The organism is Saliterribacillus persicus, from assembly GCF_003337485.1.
Taxonomy (GTDB): domain Bacteria; phylum Bacillota; class Bacilli; order Bacillales; family Amphibacillaceae; genus Saliterribacillus; species Saliterribacillus persicus.
This window is the reverse complement of the sequence record NZ_QPJJ01000009.1, coordinates 123397-140250: the sequence shown is the minus strand read 5'-3', so window position 1 is coordinate 140250 and position 16854 is coordinate 123397. Positions and strand designations below refer to the sequence as shown.

The window sequence follows — 16854 nt, the reverse complement described above, 5'->3', positions numbered from 1 at the left end:
GTTAATTCACAATCTAATCTATACTTTACCATAAGAACAGATTATTGAAAATAACAAGCTACCCAGAGCCAGAGCTTGAAGAAAAGATCAAAAGTATATCTTATTTACCTATTCCATCTAAATTACGCATTTGCCATAAATGGCTCGCATTAACGGAAACTTCTCTATCTACATTTGGAGATATATCATCTAATAACGCTTCAATAACCCCTTGCACATAATCCGCTTCTAATGGATCTACTTCTGGATGCATAGAAACACCAACGTACATTTTATCTTGCTGTACTTGCACTTGAGCAACCTTTACTTCTTCTATGGATTCTATCTCTATCCTTATATTTTCAATATCTTTAGAAGTCGGTTCAGTTACAGACAGTTTTTGTGTATTGCCAATATCTTTTGAATCCTCATTCTGACTCACATAATTTAATTCAGAACGTTGTTGAATTGGTTGTGATTGTTTATTTTCTTCTGCTTGGCAGGCCGTCAATAATAACAGAAAAATACTTAAGTATATACTTGAATATAGCTTCATAAAAAAACCTCCTCACATCTATAATGTGTGAGAAGAGAATTTTTAATCATACTTTTAGTGGAAATTTTATCTTTAAATTTAATTCTAATTGTATTTCTTTCATTTTAATTGTTTTAGCGATTACATCCACATCCACCTGAGGCTGGGGGATTTTTGGGTCCTACTGCCCCCCATTGCTTCATAGGATGAATAGGATGAGGAAATAAAGGCATTGGTTTATAATTATGCATAGGATGACTATGCATATTATTCACTTTAGGTTGACAATAAATTGGGTTGGGATAAGGCATTGGAGCTTGTGGCATTTGGTTATAAGGATAACAACCCTTTTGATAAGGATAAGGATGCCCTCCATGATGAGGGATTATTGGTGAAGCTAGTAATTTAGGTACGTGTATCGAGTGTTGTGTCATTTGTTCTTTCGTAAGTCCAGGCGGTATCATTGGATATTCAGGTTGCATTGGAGGAAGCTTATCATTTTTTAAAGGTGAGCTGTTGGGTGTTGGCTTTGGTGAATGCGGTATTGGTTCCATATACTGCGGTTCTTTTTTTTCATCATCCTCATGAAGCTTCGGTACTATTGGGTATGGAGTTGGTTTTTCTTTTTGCTTAGCTTTGGTTAGAGTAACCTTCTCAGGTACTTTTATTTTCATTCCTGGTAAAAGCATTTCTGGATGAGATAAATGATTATTTAAATTTTTTAATTGTTCGAAATCCACATCATAATTTTTTGATATTTGCCATAATGTTTCTCCCTTTTGAACGACGTGCATGCTCATTTCTTACTCTCCTCTCTTCATTCCTTCTCTATAAAAAGTTTTAAAAATATCTTTACTTTATAGCCTATGCATCGAGCCTAGAAAATTGATAAAAATTTATAACTTTCTAAGTATAAAAAATGAAGAGAGTTATTCGCATAATCCATTGTCCTTTGATAAAATATGACTATGACATGGCTTATAGAGCAAATATACTGGAGGTTTAACGATGAAAAAATTAATTGGAGATGAGCGCAGAACAAAACTCATTAATTGGTTAAAAGCGAGCTCACAACCTTTAACTGGAACAGAATTAGCAAATAAAGCTAACGTTAGTAGACAAGTAATCGTTCAAGATATCTCCTTATTAAAAGCTAAAGATGAACCGATATTAGCGACAAGTAATGGTTATATATATTTAGAAAAAACAAATACCAATAATAATTTCCAACAGGTTTTTGCCTGTAATCACACGAGAGAACAAACAAAAGAAGAATTATATACAATTGTCGATCACGGAGTAACGGTCAAAGACGTTATTATAGAGCACCCTATATATGGTGATTTAAAAGCTGCAGTTATGGTTAGTAGTCGAGCTGAAGTAGACCAGTTTTTAAATAAAGTAAAATCTACAAATGCTCCCTATTTATTAGAACTTACCAACGGTGTTCATCTTCATACGGTTGAAGCTGACACGAAAGAAAAAATAGATGCTGCACATAACGCTCTAAAAGAATTAGATATCATTATTGAATGAATAAAGAAAATGACACATCTTCATAAAAAAAGATGTGTCATTTTCTTATACTTAATTATTCAATAATTTTAGACAAATTTAAGTACTTATAAACAATATTGATTTACTCTCTAACTTCCATATTAAAAACGCTTACGATTATACCGTAAGCGTTACTCCATTTCCATTATATAAATAGTATGGATAACTTCCTAATACACTTACCTGACACCCTAAGGATTCCATTTCAGCAATTGCGTTTGGAATTAATATGTCATCCATTTTCGCTTCAATATCAATTAAGAAATAATAATTACCCAAACCTGTTTTCATTGGTCTAGATTCGATTTTAGATAAATTTAATTTTCTCCAAGCAAATGCTGCTAATACTTGGTGGAGAGTTCCCGGATTATCAGACGGTAATGTAATGATTAAAGTTGTCTTATTTCCTTTTGCTTCTAATCTAGTTGAAGTTAAAGGAATATCCTTTTTATGAAGCACAACAAATCTCGTATGATTATTACTGAAATCATGAATATCCTTTTTAACAATTGCTAATTCATAAGCTTCAGCTGCTAAATGATTTGCAATCGCTCCAATATTAAGCTCAGGATGTTTGCTCACAAATTCAGCAGCTGCCCCTGTTGAAGTCATCGTTTGCGGCTCTACGTTTTTAAATTCATCATGTAAAAAAGTATGACATTGTGCTATCGCATGCGCGTGTGAATAAACCACGTCTAATTCTTTCCAAGATTTCACATTATCTTTATGTACCATTAAATGCTGGCGTATTGGAACGATCACTTCACTGACAATTTTCACTTCTTTCGCTTGAATCAAATAATCTAACGTTATATTGACCGTTCCTTCAATTGTGTTTTCCAATGGTAAGACTGCATATTCTACTTCTTCATCCTGAATAGCATCGACACATTCAGGAATTGTTTTATAGCTTTTTTTTACTTCACCATTAAACATTGAATCTACTGCTATTTTAGTGAAAGTTCCTTTTGGTCCTAAATAACCTATTGCTCCTGCCATTGTAAAGCTCCCCCTATACTATACACCTGAACTTAGAATTTCTACCTGATCGACAAAATCTATTTGTTTAAGTTGATATAAAAGCTGATCCACTTCAACGCTCATTGCGGAAGTATTTAAGGATAGTGTCACATTTGCTTTTCCATGTAACGGAATCGTTTGGTGAATCGTTAATATATTGCAGCCTGCTTGAGCGACCACAGAGAGCAAATGGGATAATGCTCCTGTTCGGTCTTCAAGATGGAAAAAAAGCGTGATCATTTGTTCTTTCACCATTTTTTGAAATGGGAAGACAGCATCTCTATATTTATAATAAACACTTCTTGAAGCGCCTACTTTTTTTACAGCTTCATTGATCGAATCAGCTTTTTTTCGCTCTAATAATTGTTTAGCCTCTAGTGTTTTTTTCATTCCGTCTGGTAAAAAATCTTCTCTCACCAAAAAAAACTTTTCACTGCCTTCAGCCATATTAAGCGTCTCCTTTTCATGTGAATGGATCCACTAAACTTTACTCTTTGAATTCAAATTCATAATCCAACAAACGAACGGTATCTCCATCTAGTGCCCCTTTTTCTCGTAAAGCCTCGTCGACACCCATACCTCTAAGCTGTCTAGCAAATCGTTGAACTGATTCATCACGGGTGAAGTCTGTCATTTTAAATAATTTTTCAATTTTCTCTCCGGATAAAACAAATGCACCATCAGATTCTCTACTAATATCAAAACCGGAAGCTTCGGGATGATAACGGTAAACCACTCGCTCAGGTTTTTCATCGATTGGTTTATTATTTTTAGGTATACTATCCAATTTATCAGCAACTGCAAATAATAGATCCTGTATACCTTCCCTTGTAATCGTAGATATTGGATAAATTTGCACATTATCATCTAGCTGTTCCTTAAAAAGCTCCAATTGATCTTGCGCTTCTGGGATATCCATTTTATTTGCAACAATAATTTGTGGTCTTTCTAAAATCGTCGGATCATATGCTTTTAATTCTTCATTTATAGTAAGATAATCTTCATACGGATCTCGTCCTTCTGAGCTTGCCATATCTATTACATGAACCACAACACGCGTACGTTCAACGTGCCGTAAAAATTGATGACCTAACCCGACACCTTCGTGTGCGCCTTCAATTAAACCAGGAAGGTCAGCCATTACAAAACCTCTTTGATCCTTTGTTTCCACCACACCCAGATTTGGTGCTAATGTAGTAAAGTGATAATCAGCAATTTTTGGCCTTGCAGCACTAACGACAGATAATAAGGTCGATTTCCCAACACTTGGAAAGCCAACTAACCCAACATCTGCGATTAATTTTAATTCAATAAATATATCCCGTTCTATTCCTGGTTCACCGTTTTCAGCTAACTCAGGTGCAGGATTTCTTGCTGTCGCAAAACGAATATTCCCTCGTCCACCTCGTCCACCTTTAGCAATAACCGCACGTTGACCATGTTCTGTTAAATCTGCTAATGATTCCCCCGTATTGGCATCCTTGACCGTAGTACCTGGAGGAACGGCTAGCACTAAGGGTTCCGCATTTTTACCATGCTTTCCTTTGCTCATTCCAGCTTCCCCGCGTTTTGCTTTGAAGTGACGTTGGTAGCGAAAATCCATCAAAGTATTTAATCCTTCATCTACTTCGAAAATGATATCTCCACCGTTTCCTCCGTCTCCACCAGCTGGTCCACCCATGGGAACATAAATTTCTCGGCGAAATGCTACGATTCCATTACCACCGTCACCAGCTTTCACATAAACCTTGACCTGATCTACAAACATTATGCTTCACCTTCTCTCTATTTCCACCCAATTAATTATAAGGTGATCATTCCTATTTTCTTTGATATCTGCTATAAATTTTTTATTCTTCAGTTTTTCTGTTAATTTAACTATATCTTTAAAATTATGGGCAAGTATTAATCGAATGTTTAATTTTTCACTCGTTTCTAATTCCATGTCGAGCTCAGCTATGATTAATTCATTTGGATTTTCATAAAAATGAATCTCATTTATGAGCTCTTCCAAATGATATTTTAAACTTTCATCGATATTAGAATTACTTGCTATATCCACCTTTTTATTAACAGAAAAGGACAATTGGATATTGTTTGTTTCCCAGTTCGTACGATAAATATAAAGAGATGTTTTTGGAATATTTAGTTGATCTAACTCACGTTCATTATTTGCTTTTTGAACATACATATTCATTTTTTCTTTTACTTTATCCCACTTACCTAATTGAGCGTATCCATGCAAAAGCTGCAGATCATTTAAATAATCATGACGATAATGTCTGATTGCTTGCATTATTTCCGCTTCATTAGTCAATCTCTTCACCTCATTTAATTAAAGAAATTATAGCATAGTAATCATGGATATTCATCCATTTAAAAGCCTTTCATCTCTGTATCAAAAAAACCCTAACCTAATAATAGGCTAGAGTCTTTTCATTGTGTATATTATGCTTCTTGCGCTAAAGGATACACACTCACTTTTTTGCGATCGCGACCTAAACGTTCGAATTTAACAACACCGTCAGTTTTAGCATATAACGTATCATCGCCACCACGACCAACGTTTACACCTGGATAAATTTTAGTTCCACGTTGACGGAAAAGGATTGAACCACCAGTAACAAATTGTCCATCAGAACGCTTAGCACCTAAACGTTTAGACTCAGAGTCACGACCGTTTCTTGTACTACCAACACCCTTTTTCGATGCGAAAAACTGTAAATTAAGACGTAGCATGTCTTGCACCTCCTTATTTTTCAGAGATGGATATAAATTGATCATAATCTAATTCAATAGTTTCTAGTGATACTAGCATTCCTTCTAATAACCATTCAGCCTTTTCTTTAGACATAAAAGGAAGTTCAGTTGGAAGCTCTACACGTAGATAACCACCTTCATCACCAGCTTGATCAATTATTGGATCTATCTCACATAACTTTATTATTGCATTGACAGCTCCGAAAGTAATTGCAGATACACCCGCACAGACTAAATCCTGCCCCATGGGCCCGCTGTCGGCGTGACCAGATACTTCGAAAGCTTTAATTTTTTGATCAACACGATTAATTACTACTTGAATCATCGCTCACAAACCTTATGCATCGATTTTGTCGATAACAAGTTTTGTGTATGGTTGACGGTGACCTTGTTTACGAGCGTAGTTTTTCTTTGGCTTGTATTTAAATACTGTAACCTTTTTAGCACGGCCTTGCTTTTCAACCTTAGCCGTAACCGTTGCTCCATCAACAAATGGAACACCAACTTTAGTATCGTCGCCACCAACTACTAGTACTTTATCAAATGTTACTGAGTCACCAACTTCACCAGCTAATTTCTCAACGTAAATCACTTGACCTTCTTCTACCTTAACTTGTTTACCACCAGTTTCAATAATTGCGTACATAATATGCACCTCCTCTTAGACTAAGACTCGCCATACAGGTGCTTTACATTCAAAAAGCTTATTACCTGATCTGCGCGGTTGTAGCAACGGGTGCTACGAAGAATAACGAATCGATCATACCATAAATTAAAGTACCTTGTCAATGTTCTCTCTGTCATTTTCACTGAGCCAATCATTTACTAAATTCGTTGAGCCTTCTCTAATTATTTCAAAACCATCTACTTGATCTGTTACTTCCCAATATAGATCTACATAAATAGACGACTTCAAAACATCTATTACGTTATCTTTAAAGGTTTTAGCAACTTCTGGATGTATCTTAATGGCAATTGCCTCTACATTCCTTACTTGCAACTGTCTAAGATATCTTTCCAAACTATATCCATAGCTTGTATTATTTTTTTTCATTTCATGATTTCTACTTGCTTCACCAAATAACTCTAACATACTATTTGACTCGCGTTTTCTTGACATTTCTAAAAGGCCGAGTTTAGTGAATCCATATATTTCTGTCCGTGTGGGGTCACTTATAAAAGCGTCTTTTAAACAATCAATAATATGTTTTCTATCTTTGGGATGCCTCATCGTAATAAAATCAATGATGATAATACCGGCTAGATTTCTTTTCCTAATCTCATCGGCAATAGCATACGCGGCAATTTCATTCACACTACGAACCATCGATTTTTTATCTTTGTTACTATGGTACTGACTACTATCAATATCGATGATGTGCATTGCTTCTGTTTGGTCAAAGAAAAGCCGAACACCTTTATCCACAGTAATTCTTCGTGTGAGAATTTGATCAATTAAACCATCAATTGATATGGGTAACAGCTTCTCAATCTCTGTCTCAAAAATAATATTATCACGTAAGTTTGGATGCATTTCTCTAAGTACATTTGCACTTTGCGGATCATCTATGTAGACATGCTCTATATCGGTTGATAAATAACGATTTATCAATTGCTCTGGTGATTTTTTTGGTTGATGTATTACTTTTATTTTTTTTGTAGCTTTACTACTCTCAACTATATCCTGCCACTTCATTCGTAAATAATCTAATTCCTTTAACAAATCATCAACTGTCATTTTTTCAGCATGGGTACGAATAATAACACCTTCTGTACCTTTTAGATTCTCACGAAATATTGGTTGATATTTTTCACGAGCTTCATTCTCTATTTTTTTTGAGAAAGCAACATAGTCCCCGAAAGGCAAATAGATTAATCCTTTTCCCGTAATTGTAATATTTGCAGTTAACTTCGGTCCTTTATCTTGATAAGCTTCTTTTGTAACTTGAACGATAGTCCGTGCGCCCTCTGAAAGGTCAGAATTAAAATGAGCTTTATCTTTTAACGGATATTCATTTTCTGGTAAAAACCCTGGCTTTTCTAGTCCCAAATCTATAAAAGCTGCCTTCAAGCCTTCTTCTATATTTCTTACCTTACCTATAAGGATTGTTCCTGCTGACAAATTATTATCAGGTCGGTCGACCATTATTTCTTTAATTGTATTATTTTGAACGACTATTCCCATTCTTTCCGTAGTTTTAGTTTGGAATAATAGTGTAGTCATAATATCCTCATTTCTTTATCCAATTAAATTAGTTGTTTTATTTTTAATAACTGCTCCTCTTTATTAAAAAAAGCAGCTAAGCATTTATCTTCTAAAATCGTGATCATTCTATTATTATCATTTAAGTATATTTGATGGTAATGATATCGCTTGAATTTTTTTAAAATAGAAATTAAAGAAGCGTCCAAATTGGAATATATTTGACAATAGCGATCGGGTTTGTGTGTATGTACAAACCGTTGCCATAAAAATTGCAGAAATAAATGCGATTGACGGTTCCATTCTATTCTATTTTCCCAGATAAGGAAAGCTAAAAGAAAAAAACCTGTTAATGGTAAATTAACACGCAATAACAAATAAACAGTAAACATTAAAATGAATGTTACCGAAAAGGTAATAATATAACGAGATGCATTTAAAAAAGATAAAAAGAAACTAAAGAAAAGGTAAAGAAGCTTCCCCCCATCTAACGGCCAAATTGGAAGTAGATTACCAAACAAGATTAGTATATTATAATAATGGATGAGTTGAATCGTTGCCTCTGGTAGAATATCAAGTGGAGTTACAAAATATAGAGCTAAGTATATCCAAAGATGCTGCAAAGGACCTGCGATCGTAACGATTACTTCTTCCTTCATTGGTCTTTTCCAATCTGCTTCTGTGTGCATCACACCTCCAAATATCCAAAGGTAAATCCCTTCTATTTTCCATCCAAAGTGTTTAGCCCAAAAGTAGTGACCATATTCATGAAATAGAACAATTCCAAAAATCACAAGAAATTCCATAATCATCCCTGTAACAAAGGCAAGTGATAATATTATGAATAAGATTGGATGTAAATGAATGATATAAAAATATCTAAGGTGTTTCATGGACTTGAATCACCTTTACCGGATCAATATATTGTTGATCTTTTTGAAGTGAAAAATAAAAGGCGGATGTATTGTTTTCTTCTGGTAAATAAGTACCAACAAGTTGATTTTTAGCCACCATTTGATATTGGTTCACTTCAATGCTAGATAAAAAACCATAAGTGGATATACTTTGATCAGGATGCTGGATTTTAATTGTTTTTTTGGTTTTCAAATCATTTCCAGCAAAAATAACCGTGCCTTCTTCTAATGTGATAACATCCGTTTTGTCTTCTGTTTGGATAAAAACTCCATCACCGGTTTCATAGAAAGATTGTTGAACCGTGCCATTTACCGGTAGAGCAACTGCGCCTTTATAAGCAGCCTCTTCCATGGACTGCATAAGAAGTGGACTTCCAAATTGGGCTTGATACCATTGATTAACTGTTGCAAAAGGAAATTCTTCCGACAACGCATTTGATACCACTTTCTTTGACTCATTAAGCCATGGTGCTTGTACCATTTGCAAACCTGTTATACCGATGAATAAAAGTGCAGCAAGCAACCACTTGATAGACACCTTTTTATACGAAAATGTTGCAGCTTTATTTTCGTCATACCTTACCGATTCCATATGACCATGTCTTTCCTCATCGTTAACCTGAAATAAACGAGAGGATAGATTGTGATCTTTTTCGTTTTTAATAGGAATATATTTCACATTTTTTCTATTTGCTATGTTTTTTCTAATGCGATTAACATCTTTATTCATATTGAACTCATTCCTTTTCAGAAGGTTTGTACTATTCTATGAAAAGGAATTTAAAATATTCTAGGATCTTTTATTCTTATGGAGATAGTATTACAGTCTGCATTGTGTTCATATTTGTAGAATTTTGAAAAAAACGAAGGCTTATCGCTAAGTCTATGTTGAAAGCCTTTGTTTTCCTTATAGTACAAGAAAAAAACTCGCCATTTGGCAAGTTTTTTCTAGGTATAATATAGTTTGATTATATTAAGCTATTATTTTCGTTTTTGAATAGCGAAAAAGTTTTTCATTTTGTCTAAAAATGTTGGCTTTTCATCCAATGATAGAAGCGGAACAGATTCTCCTAAAATTCTTTTTGCTATATTACGATAAGCTATGGAGGCTCTAGTATTTGGCTGAAAAGCTACAGGCTCTCCGTGATTAGAGGCTTTAATAACATCATCGTCATCAGCAACAATGCCTAATAAGTCGATAGATAAAATTTGTACGATCTCATCCACTTCGAGCATATCCCCATTTTTCATCATATGATTTCGAATTCGATTAATCACCAAGTGCGGTGGGTCTATATTTTCCTGCTCTAGTAAACCTATAATCCGATCTGCATCCCTGACACTAGACTTTTCCGGAGTAGTTACTACAATAGCTTTATCAGCTCCTGCCACTGCATTTTTGTAACCTTGTTCAATTCCAGCAGGACAATCAATAAGAATATAGTCATATTCAGGCTTTAACTCATTGATAATTTCTATCATACCATCAGGAGTAAGGGCAGACTTATCACTTGTTTGGGCAGCTGGTAAAAGATACAAACACTCAAATCGTTTGTCTTTTATAAGAGCTTGATTTAATTTACATCTTTTCTCGATAACATCTATAATATCGTAAATAATTCGATTCTCAAGACCCATTATAACATCCAAGTTCCGAAGTCCAATATCCGTATCAATTAAACAAACTTTTTTATCTAATAGTGCTAATGATGTGCCTAGATTAGCTGTGGTTGTTGTTTTACCAACGCCACCTTTACCCGACGTAATAACAATTGCTTCACCCATTTAAAATTCTCCTTTCTAAACCATTTAAGTCTGGACGAATTTTTCCAAGAATACTTAATCGATCCATAATAATGGTGTTTCTTTTTGCATCAACATAACCACATTCCATGTATACGCCATCCGCTTCTTGATCAGGAGGTCTACTTATTAAATCTGCTATTCTTAGTTGACTTGGTTCCATGTAGGAAGCTGCAATAACTGCTTTTTTATTATCGTTTACACCAGCATGCGCAATTCCTCTTAAGCTTCCTAATACGAAAATGTTACCTGTAGCCATTACTTTACCACCGGGGTTAACATCACCAACCAACAGAAGATCGCCGGTAATATTAAGAACTTGTCCTGACCTAACAATTTGGGTATAACACTTAATATCACTTTCATCTTTCCATTTTAAGGCTTCTTTTTTCTCTATTACTTCAGATTCAATTCGATGAACGACTAATTTATTTTTTCTTCTAATAATTTCTCTTAGCCTGTCTTCGTTTTCTTTATGTAATAGACGATAACCTAATTGAATGTTAACAGTAATTAAAGGGTCATCTTCATCTGTTTGCTCCCTAGATAAAATCTTTTCGAGTTCTTCCATAAGTACATCAAAGGAACAATTATCATCCATATATAAGGTTAAACCATCTCTTGTACCTTTTATCGTAATTAGTGGCCTATTTGTCACGAAAGCCTCACCCCTTACTACAATTTTTTCATCAATCTTTTCTATCAAAGCGATCATTAGACCATTGGGTTAGCTTCTTCTTAAATAATAGATAAATAAGTAAAAAGAAAAGTAGATTCCAACCAAGTGTTGGTAATAATCGTAATTGCCAATAATCTTCCCATATAACTTGATGAATTTGTATCGTGTCATACAAAAAATAAATAAGTACTTCTGCAAACGCTACCCCAAGCACGGAAAGTAATAAAGCTACAAAAAAGTTAGTATGTAATAGCTTTCGAATTCCATGTGTTAAATATGTCACCGCTGTGTATACAAATAAATAGACACCAATTAAATCTGTATGCAAGAGGTCAACAAATAACCCAAAAATAATAGCATAAAATAGGCTATAATAAGTTCGTTCTAGATCATAAAAAATTGACACCTGGATAAGAAATAACAACAACCAATGACTTACGAGTATCCATTTCTCAGGGATGAAGTTAAAATCTACTAAATAAAAGGAAAGAACACTTTCTAATACTAGTATAAGAAAACAGAAAAGAGGAATATAAAGGCGCTTCATTCATTTTCCTCCTCTTCTTCCGTTTGAGGTTGTGGCATGGTGCGATCTACTACAATTACATGATTTAACACTTCAAAGTCTGCAGAAGGCTCCACATAAGCAATGTCTGTTAAATTATATCTGTCTGATCTTATTTCTTTGATCTCTCCAATTTCTAATCCCTTTGGAAAAATCCCACCAAGTCCTGATGAAAAAACGAAGTTTCCCTCTTCAGCATTAGTGTCTCGTTGATTCATCTCTAATAGTAATGATTCTGACTCTTCATCATAGCCAAGAATAAATCCGGAAGGAAATGTATCTTCACCCTCTATATTAACTTCTACAGAAATCCTATTTGACCTGTCAAAACCATTCAATAATAATACAGTCGATGTAAATGGTGAAGCTGTTTGAACTTTACCAATCATACCTTCTCCAGTAATTACAGCCATATTTGGCTCTACACCATTTTGAGTTCCTCTATTGATAGTTATTTGCTCAAACCATTGTTCCTTACTTCTAGCAATAACAGAAGCTTGTATGGGTGTATAATCACTAAGTGACTCTGTTTTATCTAGAAGGGATTCGAGCTCAATTGTTTCTCTAGATAGCTCTTGATTCTGATATTGTAATTTTCGATATTCAGATAACCTTGACTTAAGTATTTGATTTTCTCGATATACATTTTTAATTTCTTGCACATTTGAAACAACTGAAGTGGTAAAAGTTACCGGTACAGTTATAATTTCCTGTGCCCAACCTGTCGTATCTCTAATAAAGTCTTCCACTGCAGTAAGTTCAGATCTTTCACGAATAGTAAAGCCTATTAATCCCACTAATATCATTAAAGAAATCAGTAGGATAAAAAGGCGTTTTTTTCTAAAAAAAGTCATAGCAACCCCTCTTAATCAGAAATTCGTTGGGAGGAAACATTTGGATGGCCGCGAAAATGCTGGATATATTCTAACGATTTACCCGTTCCAATTGCAACGCTATCCAACGGATCATCTGCAACAAAGACTGGCATTTTAGTTTCTTCACTAATGACTTTATCAAGCTGTTTTAAAAGAGCTCCTCCACCTGATAAAACAATCCCACGATCCATAATATCTGCAGCTAATTCTGGTGGCGTTCTTTCTAACGTATTTTTCACTGCATCTACAATAGCTGTTACAGTGTCATGTAATGAAGTAGCAATCTCTGATGCTGTAATTGTAATTGTTTTCGGTAGACCTGTTAATAAATCTCTACCTCTTATATCCATTTCCTCATCTTTATCCGGCTGTGAAGCAGAACCAATATCTAATTTAATCGATTCAGAAGAACGTTCCCCAATCATTAAATTATATTTCTTTTTAACATATTGTGTAATAGCTTCATCCATATCATCACCAGCAACTCGAATAGATTGACTTGTTACAATTCCTCCAAGTGAAATAACCGCTACTTCTGTAGTTCCTCCACCAATATCCACGATCATGCTACCTGTAGGCTCCCATACCGGAAGACCTGCACCAATTGCAGCAGCAAAAGGCTCTGCTATAGGAAACGCTTCTTTTGCACCTGCATGCTTCGTAGCATCAATAACAGCGCGTTCTTCTACCATAGTTATTCCTGAAGGAACACATACCATCACATTTGGTTTTTTTGCAAATGAAGATCGATTTTTTTGTGCTAATTTAATATAGTACTTCATCATCGACGCAGTCGTATCATAATCTGCTATAACTCCATCTTTCATTGGTCTTATTACAGATATATTACCTGGAGTTCGACCAATCATATTTCTAGCATCACTTCCTACTGCTTCAATTCCTCCAGTAGTTTTATTAATTGCCACAACAGATGGCTCTCTTACAACGATTCCTTTTCCTTTTATAAAAACCAGCGTATTCGCTGTTCCTAAATCAATTCCAAGATCTTGCGAAAAATTAAAAATACCCAACTACATTCTTCCTCTCAACTATTTTTTCATGGTGTACCTTAAGTTATTGTATGCTTTTCTTTCCTATCTATCAAGAAATATTAGCAGAACAAGCAATATATCTCTTAGAAATCATTTCCATTTGAAATAAGCGCCATATACAAGCAGAATCTTGTATATCGCGCTATTATAGCTTGTATTTTTCATTATACTTAAAAAGGTTAAAAATAGATAGTGCTATAAGTACCCTTTTTCTTTTAGTGACACATACTTATGGTCGCCAATAACCAAATGATCAAGAAGTTCAATACCAATCATTTTTCCACAATCTACTAATCGTTTTGTTACATTTATATCTTCTTTTGATGGAGATGGATCGTAGGATAGGGATTTAGCGCCTGATATAAATTTCATCTGTTTTCATTTTCACAGATCCAACCCAATTGGTTTCTAAATCCCCTCCTCAGAACCGTACGTACACCTTTCAATGTATACGGCTCGCCAGCTATAAGGAGAGTAAGTTAAAGCTACCAGCTAATGATTATAACTTCTATTTTACATTCTTATAAAAAAACCAGCTTTATTTTGCCTGATTTCTTGCGCAATTATTTTCATGGAGGTTTTTCTTTTTTGAGCTATTGTTCTGATGAGACTTCCTTTGACAAGATAAAAGAAACGTTTTAGCGTATGTTTATTATCTATGCAACAATAGTAATCCAGAAATTTTTTTAACTCCCTATTATAAATAGCAATAATCGCTTTTTCAGATAAGTTTATCAATTCAGCTCTCGAGCTAGTTTTTAATGTAATGTATTCGCCGTATTTATTATTAGAAATAAATTTAGCTAGTTCATTTTTAGGAATACCTAAATACATGTTCGCCTCGCTAGAACTGTTATAATTTTTTTTGAATTGATAATCTAGAAATCGAAATCCATCTGTTAAGTGACTTAATTTAATTGTCTTGTCTTTTTCATTTTCCAATAAAATTTGAATCTGTTTAAAGACGAGGTTTGCTTCACTCTTAGAACATTTTAAACTGAAGCAAAAATCTATTTTCACCATTGAAGAAAAAGTTTGATTTGGATGAGTATAATGAAGCTTACTTTCGGTCACGTGAGGTAATGTAGAAATTTTAAGTAATACTTTTTGGTAATACTGACCTATTACTAAACGAATTAAGCTATTAGTATTGCATGTTTTTCCTACTGAATACTGAAGAGAAGAATATTCAATAAAGGTTATTTTTAATGCTTCACGTATTATTTTATCAAAATAAAGATCATCAATTTTTTCCCTCATAGTGCTAACACATTTATTAATCCACTTTTTACATACGGTATCTTTAATACTTCCTTGAATACACCAGCTATATTGATACCAGTCATTTTTTATTTCTTGTATTATTTTATGGCGGTGGGAATTATTATCTTGCAAAATATAAGAAGTAGCAGAAGGAAATATGTGCGTTAAAATTATATAAATAACTTCAATCACAATTAACTGCATAGAATATTGAAGGGTATTTTGAGGATATCTAACAAAGCAAAACGCTTTATTTTTTAGTAGCGTACATAAACGGTTTATATCATTTTGATTTAGGCTGTAATCGGGTTCAAATGGATTTTTCTGACTACAGTTTATTTGATGATTAATATTGTAATTAGCTTGTTCTAATAATAAAGGATGACACATTAGCCGGTAGCAATCTTTTATTTTTTGTCTTTTTCTAGATGCCTCCCTAATGACGTCTAATTGTAGAAATGGATCTTTCGCCATATTCATGACTCCTTTTTACAAAGACGAATGATAGCCTGTCTTCCTTCCCCTTGCTAAACTCATTACGAGCAAACGATTGAGTACTACGAAGACTCCGTTACCTTATGCAAAATGGCACTTAGGTAATCCCTATATTAATACTTATTCTAGGTGCGCGATACTTAGGTATCCCTTTTGGTAGTTTCCTCAAGCCGAGGATGGAAGAATAAACCTTACGATAAGTGTATCACTCCGAAGCAGTCTCACTTATTTTATTCTCATATTATTAAAAAATAATGGTGTTCCCACACTCCTTTACCTAGGATTCAAGCAATCAAGCTTTTACCATATATCACTTGGTCTAATGAACCAGAAATATTTAATCTATATTCTTTTCACCTTTTACACCATGCTATTTTCCCATTAGAGTTTCCCCATTTGGTTAGGTGCTGACCATAGAACATTGTAAGGAGTTCTAGATTATTGATAATCACTAGAATTAAGCAGTTTTAAGGCGCACTCCGGATGGATGATTATGAGCAACAATGATGGAAGCAGCTGAACGTTTTACAGCTTCTCGATAGACTTCTCTTGGGTGTACAATTGAGGCGTTTAGACTTCCAATGAAGATCGTTTGATGATGGATTACTTGATTTTTGGTATTTAAAAAAATGGTGACAAAATGCTCCTGATTTAAAGTACGCATTTCCTCCATCACAAAATCGGCACCATCTTCCGGGCTTCTTATGACATAACGATCGATCGTACGGAGTTGCTGAATTCTTTTTCCGATTTCCATTGCGGCTAAAATATGGACCGCTTTAGCTAAACCAATTCCTTTGATGTGAATAAGCTCTTCAATCGTAGCTTCTTTTAATAGCTGGAGTCCTTCAAAATGACGCAGCAGTCTTTCTGCTAACTGATGAACATTTTCCATTTTTGTGCCCGTTCCAAGAATAATTGCGAGTAATTCCTGATTTGATAAATAACTTGGACCATATTGAATTAAGCGTTCCCGGGGTCTATCAGCTTTAGGGATCTCTTTCATTTTTAATGTCATTTTTTTCAATCTTTATCACCTCCATAAACTAATTTGATAGCGTTTATGCTACTCTCATAGTTTACTTATAGTAATTTTTATAAACAACTCAAGAAAAATGCATTTTAGCGAAAAATGATCCCTTAAAAGAATCTAA

Annotated in this window: 20 protein-coding genes, 1 pseudogene and 1 other annotated feature; of the genes and pseudogenes, 1 reads left to right on the top strand and 20 read right to left on the bottom strand. The window is 34.3% G+C overall.

Going from position 1 to position 16854, the window contains the following annotated elements; genetic code table 11:
- Positions 1-100: 100 nt before the first annotated feature.
- Entirely contained in the window at positions 101-535 is a 435-nt protein-coding gene (locus DFR57_RS11820) for a hypothetical protein (protein WP_114353415.1), read from the bottom strand.
- A gap of 113 nt (positions 536-648) precedes the next feature.
- Positions 649-1314 carry a LysM peptidoglycan-binding domain-containing protein gene (locus DFR57_RS11815; RefSeq protein ID WP_114353414.1) on the bottom strand — a complete coding sequence of 222 codons (666 nt, stop codon included), beginning with the start codon at positions 1312-1314 and terminating at the stop codon, positions 649-651.
- Between the two features lie 208 nt (positions 1315-1522).
- On the opposite strand from DFR57_RS11815, the gene DFR57_RS11810 reads away from it, so the two are divergent.
- The gene (locus DFR57_RS11810; protein WP_114353413.1) at positions 1523-2050 is read left to right on the top strand and encodes a transcription repressor NadR; all 528 of its coding nucleotides are present in this window, start codon (positions 1523-1525) and stop codon (positions 2048-2050) included.
- Positions 2051-2188: 138 nt separating this feature from the next.
- Here DFR57_RS11810 and pheA read toward each other — a convergent pair whose 3' ends face one another.
- From pheA to radC, 18 genes and pseudogenes are all read right to left on the bottom strand, one after another.
- Positions 2189-3070, bottom strand: coding sequence for a prephenate dehydratase (gene pheA / locus DFR57_RS11805; protein ID WP_114353412.1), 882 nt, complete (start codon positions 3068-3070; stop codon positions 2189-2191).
- Between the two features lie 18 nt (positions 3071-3088).
- Positions 3089-3538 carry an ACT domain-containing protein gene (locus DFR57_RS11800; protein ID WP_114353411.1) on the bottom strand — a complete coding sequence of 150 codons (450 nt, stop codon included), beginning with the start codon at positions 3536-3538 and terminating at the stop codon, positions 3089-3091.
- Positions 3539-3578: 40 nt separating this feature from the next.
- A complete protein-coding gene (obgE, locus tag DFR57_RS11795; RefSeq protein WP_114353410.1) occupies positions 3579-4859 on the bottom strand; it encodes a GTPase ObgE in 1281 nt (426 codons plus the stop codon).
- Between the two features lie 6 nt (positions 4860-4865).
- A complete protein-coding gene (locus DFR57_RS11790) occupies positions 4866-5408 on the bottom strand; it encodes a Spo0B domain-containing protein (protein ID WP_114353409.1) in 543 nt (180 codons plus the stop codon).
- Positions 5409-5539: 131 nt separating this feature from the next.
- On the bottom strand, positions 5540-5830 hold the full coding sequence (gene rpmA / locus DFR57_RS11785) for a 50S ribosomal protein L27 (protein WP_114353408.1): 291 nt from the start codon (positions 5828-5830) through the stop codon (positions 5540-5542).
- A 13-nt stretch (positions 5831-5843) separates the two neighbouring features.
- The gene (locus DFR57_RS11780; RefSeq protein ID WP_114353407.1) at positions 5844-6176 is read right to left on the bottom strand and encodes a ribosomal-processing cysteine protease Prp; all 333 of its coding nucleotides are present in this window, start codon (positions 6174-6176) and stop codon (positions 5844-5846) included.
- A 12-nt stretch (positions 6177-6188) separates the two neighbouring features.
- On the bottom strand, positions 6189-6497 hold the full coding sequence (gene rplU / locus DFR57_RS11775; protein ID WP_114353406.1) for a 50S ribosomal protein L21: 309 nt from the start codon (positions 6495-6497) through the stop codon (positions 6189-6191).
- A 13-nt stretch (positions 6498-6510) separates the two neighbouring features.
- Positions 6511-6587: a sequence feature (ribosomal protein L21 leader region), on the bottom strand.
- Positions 6588-6623: 36 nt separating this feature from the next.
- Positions 6624-8075, bottom strand: coding sequence for a ribonuclease E/G (locus DFR57_RS11770; RefSeq protein ID WP_114353405.1), 1452 nt, complete (start codon positions 8073-8075; stop codon positions 6624-6626).
- A 23-nt stretch (positions 8076-8098) separates the two neighbouring features.
- Positions 8099-8947: a site-2 protease family protein gene (locus tag DFR57_RS11765; RefSeq protein WP_114353404.1), complete on the bottom strand. Its 849-nt coding sequence runs from the start codon at positions 8945-8947 to the stop codon at positions 8099-8101.
- The gene (locus tag DFR57_RS11760; protein ID WP_114353403.1) at positions 8934-9698 is read right to left on the bottom strand and encodes a M23 family metallopeptidase; all 765 of its coding nucleotides are present in this window, start codon (positions 9696-9698) and stop codon (positions 8934-8936) included. The genes DFR57_RS11765 and DFR57_RS11760 overlap by 14 nt, the downstream gene beginning before the upstream one ends.
- A 251-nt stretch (positions 9699-9949) precedes the next feature.
- On the bottom strand, positions 9950-10753 hold the full coding sequence (gene minD / locus DFR57_RS11755) for a septum site-determining protein MinD (protein ID WP_114353402.1): 804 nt from the start codon (positions 10751-10753) through the stop codon (positions 9950-9952).
- Complete coding sequence (gene minC / locus DFR57_RS11750) at positions 10746-11429, bottom strand: septum site-determining protein MinC (protein ID WP_281270490.1); 684 nt, start codon at positions 11427-11429, stop codon at positions 10746-10748. Before minC ends, minD begins: the two co-directional genes overlap by 8 nt.
- 31 nt (positions 11430-11460) lie before the next feature.
- A complete protein-coding gene (gene mreD, locus DFR57_RS11745; RefSeq protein ID WP_114353400.1) occupies positions 11461-11997 on the bottom strand; it encodes a rod shape-determining protein MreD in 537 nt (178 codons plus the stop codon).
- Positions 11994-12869, bottom strand: a complete 876-nt coding sequence (mreC, locus tag DFR57_RS11740; protein ID WP_114353399.1) for a rod shape-determining protein MreC — start codon at positions 12867-12869, stop codon at positions 11994-11996. The genes mreD and mreC overlap by 4 nt, the downstream gene beginning before the upstream one ends.
- An 11-nt stretch (positions 12870-12880) precedes the next feature.
- Positions 12881-13921 (bottom strand): rod shape-determining protein, encoded by a 1041-nt coding sequence (locus tag DFR57_RS11735; protein WP_114353398.1) that lies wholly within the window; start codon positions 13919-13921, stop codon positions 12881-12883.
- A 216-nt stretch (positions 13922-14137) separates the two neighbouring features.
- Positions 14138-14284, bottom strand: a pseudogene (locus DFR57_RS11730) (JAB domain-containing protein); the annotation flags it as partial.
- A gap of 171 nt (positions 14285-14455) precedes the next feature.
- Complete coding sequence (locus tag DFR57_RS11725; RefSeq protein ID WP_170132971.1) at positions 14456-15679, bottom strand: group II intron reverse transcriptase/maturase; 1224 nt, start codon at positions 15677-15679, stop codon at positions 14456-14458.
- Between the two features lie 478 nt (positions 15680-16157).
- Positions 16158-16718, bottom strand: coding sequence for a RadC family protein (gene radC / locus DFR57_RS11720; protein WP_245937458.1), 561 nt, complete (start codon positions 16716-16718; stop codon positions 16158-16160).
- Positions 16719-16854: the final 136 nt, after the last annotated feature.

Coding starts and splice junctions, on each gene's coding strand:
- obgE (WP_114353410.1), bottom strand. CDS start 4,859: ATGTTTGTAGATCAGGTCAAGGTTTATGTGAAAGCTGGTGACGGTGGT.
- DFR57_RS11765 (WP_114353404.1), bottom strand. CDS start 8,947: ATGAAACACCTTAGATATTTTTATATCATTCATTTACATCCAATCTTA.
- DFR57_RS11810 (WP_114353413.1), top strand. CDS start 1,523: ATGAAAAAATTAATTGGAGATGAGCGCAGAACAAAACTCATTAATTGG.
- DFR57_RS11820 (WP_114353415.1), bottom strand. CDS start 535: ATGAAGCTATATTCAAGTATATACTTAAGTATTTTTCTGTTATTATTG.
- DFR57_RS11780 (WP_114353407.1), bottom strand. CDS start 6,176: ATGATTCAAGTAGTAATTAATCGTGTTGATCAAAAAATTAAAGCTTTC.
- DFR57_RS11760 (WP_114353403.1), bottom strand. CDS start 9,698: ATGAATAAAGATGTTAATCGCATTAGAAAAAACATAGCAAATAGAAAA.
- rpmA (WP_114353408.1), bottom strand. CDS start 5,830: ATGCTACGTCTTAATTTACAGTTTTTCGCATCGAAAAAGGGTGTTGGT.
- DFR57_RS11770 (WP_114353405.1), bottom strand. CDS start 8,075: ATGACTACACTATTATTCCAAACTAAAACTACGGAAAGAATGGGAATA.
- pheA (WP_114353412.1), bottom strand. CDS start 3,070: ATGGCAGGAGCAATAGGTTATTTAGGACCAAAAGGAACTTTCACTAAA.
- rplU (WP_114353406.1), bottom strand. CDS start 6,497: ATGTACGCAATTATTGAAACTGGTGGTAAACAAGTTAAGGTAGAAGAA.
- DFR57_RS11725 (WP_170132971.1), bottom strand. CDS start 15,679: ATGGCGAAAGATCCATTTCTACAATTAGACGTCATTAGGGAGGCATCT.
- DFR57_RS11815 (WP_114353414.1), bottom strand. CDS start 1,314: ATGAGCATGCACGTCGTTCAAAAGGGAGAAACATTATGGCAAATATCA.
- mreC (WP_114353399.1), bottom strand. CDS start 12,869: ATGACTTTTTTTAGAAAAAAACGCCTTTTTATCCTACTGATTTCTTTA.
- radC (WP_245937458.1), bottom strand. CDS start 16,718: ATGACATTAAAAATGAAAGAGATCCCTAAAGCTGATAGACCCCGGGAA.
- minD (WP_114353402.1), bottom strand. CDS start 10,753: ATGGGTGAAGCAATTGTTATTACGTCGGGTAAAGGTGGCGTTGGTAAA.
- DFR57_RS11800 (WP_114353411.1), bottom strand. CDS start 3,538: ATGGCTGAAGGCAGTGAAAAGTTTTTTTTGGTGAGAGAAGATTTTTTA.
- mreD (WP_114353400.1), bottom strand. CDS start 11,997: ATGAAGCGCCTTTATATTCCTCTTTTCTGTTTTCTTATACTAGTATTA.